5 protein-coding genes are annotated in these 4,708 nt (G+C 66.9%); 2 read left to right on the forward strand and 3 right to left on the reverse strand.

All coding sequences use genetic code 11. The features are described 5' to 3' along the window. Positions 1-50 precede the first annotated feature (50 nt). The gene (locus tag VF662_RS07810) at positions 51-1,088 is read left to right on the forward strand and encodes an LLM class flavin-dependent oxidoreductase (protein ID WP_464139594.1); all 1,038 of its coding nucleotides are present in this window, start codon (positions 51-53) and stop codon (positions 1,086-1,088) included. A gap of 43 nt (positions 1,089-1,131) precedes the next feature. Then, positions 1,132-1,653 carry a hypothetical protein gene (locus VF662_RS07815; RefSeq protein WP_464139596.1) on the forward strand — a complete coding sequence of 174 codons (522 nt, stop codon included), beginning with the start codon at positions 1,132-1,134 and terminating at the stop codon, positions 1,651-1,653. Here VF662_RS07815 and VF662_RS07820 read toward each other — a convergent pair. The 3 genes from VF662_RS07820 to VF662_RS07830 all read right to left on the reverse strand — a co-directional run bounded on the left by VF662_RS07820 (position 1,640) and on the right by VF662_RS07830 (position 4,683). After that, positions 1,640-2,218 carry a phosphodiester glycosidase family protein gene (locus VF662_RS07820; protein WP_464139598.1) on the reverse strand — a complete coding sequence of 193 codons (579 nt, stop codon included), beginning with the start codon at positions 2,216-2,218 and terminating at the stop codon, positions 1,640-1,642. The genes VF662_RS07815 and VF662_RS07820 overlap by 14 nt on opposite strands. 219 nt (positions 2,219-2,437) lie before the next feature. After that, entirely contained in the window at positions 2,438-3,190 is a 753-nt protein-coding gene (locus VF662_RS07825; RefSeq protein WP_464139600.1) for an SDR family NAD(P)-dependent oxidoreductase, read from the reverse strand. A gap of 32 nt (positions 3,191-3,222) precedes the next feature. Next, the gene (locus VF662_RS07830; RefSeq protein WP_464139602.1) at positions 3,223-4,683 is read right to left on the reverse strand and encodes a sigma-54-dependent transcriptional regulator; all 1,461 of its coding nucleotides are present in this window, start codon (positions 4,681-4,683) and stop codon (positions 3,223-3,225) included. Positions 4,684-4,708 lie beyond the last annotated feature (25 nt).

Consider the following 4,708-nt stretch of genomic DNA (forward strand, 5'->3'; position numbering starts at 1 on the left):
GAGCGCCTCGTCGACTATATCGAAGCGGCAATCGCACAGAAGGGATCGGAATGAGGTTCGGTTACTGGATGCCGGTGTTCGGCGGCTGGCTGCGCAACATCAGGGACGAGGGGATGGAGGCGAGCTGGGACTATGTCCGCCCCCTCACCCAGCGGAGCGAGCAGACCGGGTGGGACCTCACCCTTATCGCCGAGCTGAACCTCAACGACATCAAAGGCGTGGAGGAGCCGGCGCTGGATGCCTGGTCGACCGCGGCGGCGCTTGCGGCGGTGACGGAGACGATCGAGCTGATGGTCGCCGTCCGCCCGAACTTCCACCAGCCGGCTCTGTTCGCGAAGCAGGCGGCGAATATCGACAATATCAGCGGCGGGCGGTTGGCACTCAACGTCGTCTCCTCCTGGTGGGCGGACGAAGCGCGGCAATATGGGCTCCAGTTCGACGAGCATGACGACCGCTACGGCCGCACGCGCGAGTGGTTGGAGGTGGTCGACCGGTTGTGGAGCGAGAAGCGGGCGACGTTCGAGGGCGAGCGCTACCGGCTGGAGAACGCGATCTGCGAGCCGAAGCCGCTCTCGAAGCCGCGGCCGACCATCTATGCCGGCGGCGAGAGCGAGACCGCCAAGACGATAATCGCCACCCAGTGCGATGCCTATGTGATGCACGGCGATCCAGTGGACAGCATCCGGCCGAAGGTGCGGGACATGGAGGAGCGCCGGGAGAAGGCCGGCGGCGGCGACATGCAGTTCGGAATGGCCGCCTATGCGATCGTGCGCGATTCGGAGGCCGAGGCGAAGCGGGAGCTGGAGCGGATCACCGCGCTTCCGCCGCAGCCGCCCAAGGGCTTCGACAATTTCGAGCAATGGCTTTCGGGCACGCAGCTGGAGCGGGAGCTGAGGATCCAGGAATATTCCGTGTCCAATCGAGGCCTAAGGCCCAACCTCGTCGGAACGCCCGAGCAGATCCAGGAGCGGATCGCCGAATATGAGGAAGCAGGACTTGATCTCCTCCTCCTCCAGATGAGTCCGCAAGCCGAGGAGATGGACCGTTTCGCCGAACAGGTGATCGCGCCGATCAAGGGTCGCTGCTGACGCGGCTTGGGAACTGCGGCTTCGGGGTGGCGGTTTTGCCGGGGTGAGTAGATGCCTCTTCCTTGTAGTCGCGGTTCTCGCGGCCGCCTGCACTCCTGTCGCGCCCGCTCCCGAGACGCCGCCGCCGCCGCGGGCAAGCGACCATTTCACGACCAACCAGATCCAGTCGGAAGTCGAGGAGAGGGTGCAGGAGCGGCTTGGTGCCGATGTGCTCGGAGCCGCCCGCGATGCCGCGACTTCGATCATGGCGAATTCCTATCAGGGCCGGTTCGACAGCGGCGGCCCGAGATTGGCCGTGCTGGTCCGCACCTCTGGGGGCTGGACCAGCTGGAAAAGTGGCCGTCCCGTTCCGCTCGCGGGCGATATGGGGGCGGAGCTGGATCGGCTGCTTCGCGATCCTGCAATGTGGCGGGAGGAGCCATTCTATCCAGCCATGGATTGTCCCGACGCGGGAGCGACGATGATGGTCATTCGCCACCGCGGCGGCACCCGCGTCACCCGGCAGGGATGCAACCCGGCAGGGCTGACGGGCAAGCTCGAGGAAACGGTGCTTAGCGCGCCTTAGCGGCGCCGCTGCGCTTCAGCACCACTATCATCGGCCCGAGCTCCGAGAAGGCGTCCTGCCGCCCCGCGCCCGGATCCCAGAGGCTCGAAACGCTTCCGTCGAGATAGAGGGCATCCTTGCAGCCGAGCGCGTCGCGGAAGAAACGGGCGAAGCGGCCGAAGGAGACGCCTTCTTCGCTGATCACGAAGAAGGCGGTGCGGGGATCGCGGACGCCGACGCCGTTGCGGACCAGCTGCGAAGGGCCGTTCGCGTCGAACTTCGGGTGCAGCTTGCCGTCGATCACCAGCATCGGTCCGGATTGCGTGGCCCAGCGGGGGGAGGGGACCTCCTTCCGGAAGCGACTGCTCGTGGTGACGGAGAGCCGGCCCTCGGCATCGACCGCAAAGACGCCATTGGGGAGGAGGTGGAAATTGCCGCTGCCGGAGCGCGTGTTGAGACTTTTCCGCTCTGCGCCGTCCTCGATGAACAGGCCGATCGGCGCGCCTTCCTCGTCGTACATGCCGGCGTTCATCGCGAACCGGACCCGGGAGGCCTCTTTGCCGAGCGACTGCTCGAGCGCGGCCAAGCTCCGCAACGCTCCGCCGTCGGGTCCGCGCCAGGCGAGGCGGATCTCGTCCCCGGCCGCGCTGAAGGGACAGACGGTAAAGCGGCTCCCTTCGAAACTCCGGCTTTCGCAGGCAGGGGTGCCGGCAATTCCGCGGCCTCGAACCCGTTGTCGGGCGGAGGCTCCGGCTCTCCGCCGGAGCAGGCGGAGAGCACGATCAAGAGGGCCGCGCCGAGCGCGCTAAAGCGTGTAGCCGCCATCGCTGACGAGGCAGGTGCCGGTGATGAAGGCGGCTTTGTCGGACAGGAGGAAGGCGATCTGCTCGGCGATCTCCCCGGGCCTGGCGAAGCGCCCGAGCGGCGTTGCGCCGGCGCTCATCCGCCTGAACGCCTCTTCCTCGCCCTTTTCCTGTGCCATCTCGGCAAAGCCGGGAACGCCGTACCAGATCGGGGTCTCTACGCCGCCCGGAGCGATGCTGTTGACGCGGATGCCGTTCGATGCGCCTTCCTTTGCAGCGATGCGGGCGAGGTGGATCACAGCCGCCTTGGACGCCCCGTAGGCGGCGATGCCGGGTTCCGCCTTGAGACCGGCCGCCGAAGCCGTGACGACAATGCTCCCGCCGCTGCCGCGCATCGCCTTCATCGCTGCGCGCAGCGTCAGGAAAGCCGCGTCCAGGTTGACGCTCATCACCCTCCGCCATTCCTCGAACGGCAATTGATCGATCGGCGCTGCGGCGCCGATGCCCGCGTTGATGACCGCATGGGTGACGCCGGTGAGGTCCGCATCCGCCCAGAGCTGCTCGTCGGCGACGTCGCCGATCATCAGCTGACGCTCGCAGGGGAGCGAAAAGGCGAAGTCGGCGAGCTTCTCTTCGCTGAGATCGGCGAGGATCAGCTTCTTCGCCCCGCGCGACGCGAGCAGGGTCGCAGTCGCGGCGCCGATGCCCGAAGCAGCGCCGGTGATCAGGACATTGGCGCCGGTGAAATCCTGCATTGCGCCGGTTTAGCAGCGCGGCAGTGGCTCGGCTACGCCGCAGCGTCGCCGATGCCGAGCTCGCCGAGCTTGCGGTAGAGCGTGGAGCGGCCGATGCCGAGGCGGCGGGCGACCTCCGTCATCCGGCCGCGGTAATGGCCGATTGCGAGGCGGATCACGTCCGATTCGATCTCTTCGAGCGTGCGCAGATTGCCGTCTGAGCTGTAGAGCGTGATCCCCGGGCCATTCGACAGGGCTGCGGTGTTCGACGCGCCGTTGAGGCGCTTGGCATGATAATCGTCGGCGCGCTTCGAATAGGTGGATTCCTGCGCGATCTGCGGGAAATCGGCCGCGGTGAGCGCATTGCCCTCGCAAAGGACGGCCGCGCGGAACAACGCGTTCTGGAGCTGCCGGACGTTGCCGGGCCAGCCGTAGGCGAGCAGCACTTCGAGAGCATCGTCAGTGATGGACAAATGGCGCATGCCCGGCTGCTCGGCGATCCGTGCGAGCAGATGGCGGGCAAGGGCGGGGATGTCGCTGGAACGGGCGCGGAGCGGCGGGATGCCCACATGGACCACGTTGAGGCGATAATAGAGGTCCTCGCGGAAATTGCCCTTGGCGACCTCGTCGACGAGATGGCGGTTGGTGGCGGCGATGATGCGGACGTCCACCATCTGAATTGTTCGGCCGCCGACACGCTGGATCTCTCCGGTTTCGAGCACCCGCAGCAGCTTCACCTGCGTATCGAGCGGCAACTCGCCGACTTCGTCGAGGAAGAGCGTGGTTCCGTCGGCATCCTCGAAACGGCCGATATGGCGGTCGAACGCGCCGGTGAAGGCGCCCTTCTCGTGCCCGAACAGCACCGATTCGACTAGGTTGGCCGGGATAGCGCCGCAATTCACCGTTACCATGGGCTTCTTGCCGCGTGGCGAGGAGCTGTGGATTGCCTGCGCGATCACTTCCTTGCCGGACCCGCTCTCGCCTTCGATGAGAACAGAGACGCGGGCGCGTGCGGCCTTGGCCGCGATCGCCATTGCCGAACGGAATTCGGGCGCCGAGCCGACGATCTCGTCGAAGGCGAGCGGCTTGGTGATCTTCTCGGACAGCGGGCGAAGCTCGCCGCTGGTCTTGCGACGGTCGGTTGCGGCGTTGAGCGCTCCGAGCAGCCGGTCGGGCGACAGCGGCTTCACGAGGAAATCGTTGGCTCCAGCGCGCATCGCATCGACCGCGACCGCGACCGACGTCTGCGCCGTCAGGATGAGCAGCGGCAAATCCGGACGAGCGGTGCGAATCTGGCGGATGAGCTCCGTGCCCTCGTCGCCGGGCAGCCAGTGATCGAGCAGGATCGCGTCCACGTCGCGGCCCTCCTCGCCGGCGAGGAGCTTCTGCGCCGATTCTACATCGGGTGCGCCCATCACCCACCAGCCGGCGCGGGCGCCGATCGCGCTCACGAGGCGGCGCTGGGCGGGCTCGTCGTCGATCAACAACAGGCAACGGGTTGCGTCCGGGCGCATGGCTCCCCCTCTTCCACTTCGAAGC

It is taken from the genome of Allosphingosinicella sp. (genome assembly GCF_036387215.1).
Taxonomy (GTDB): Bacteria; Pseudomonadota; Alphaproteobacteria; order Sphingomonadales; family Sphingomonadaceae; genus Allosphingosinicella.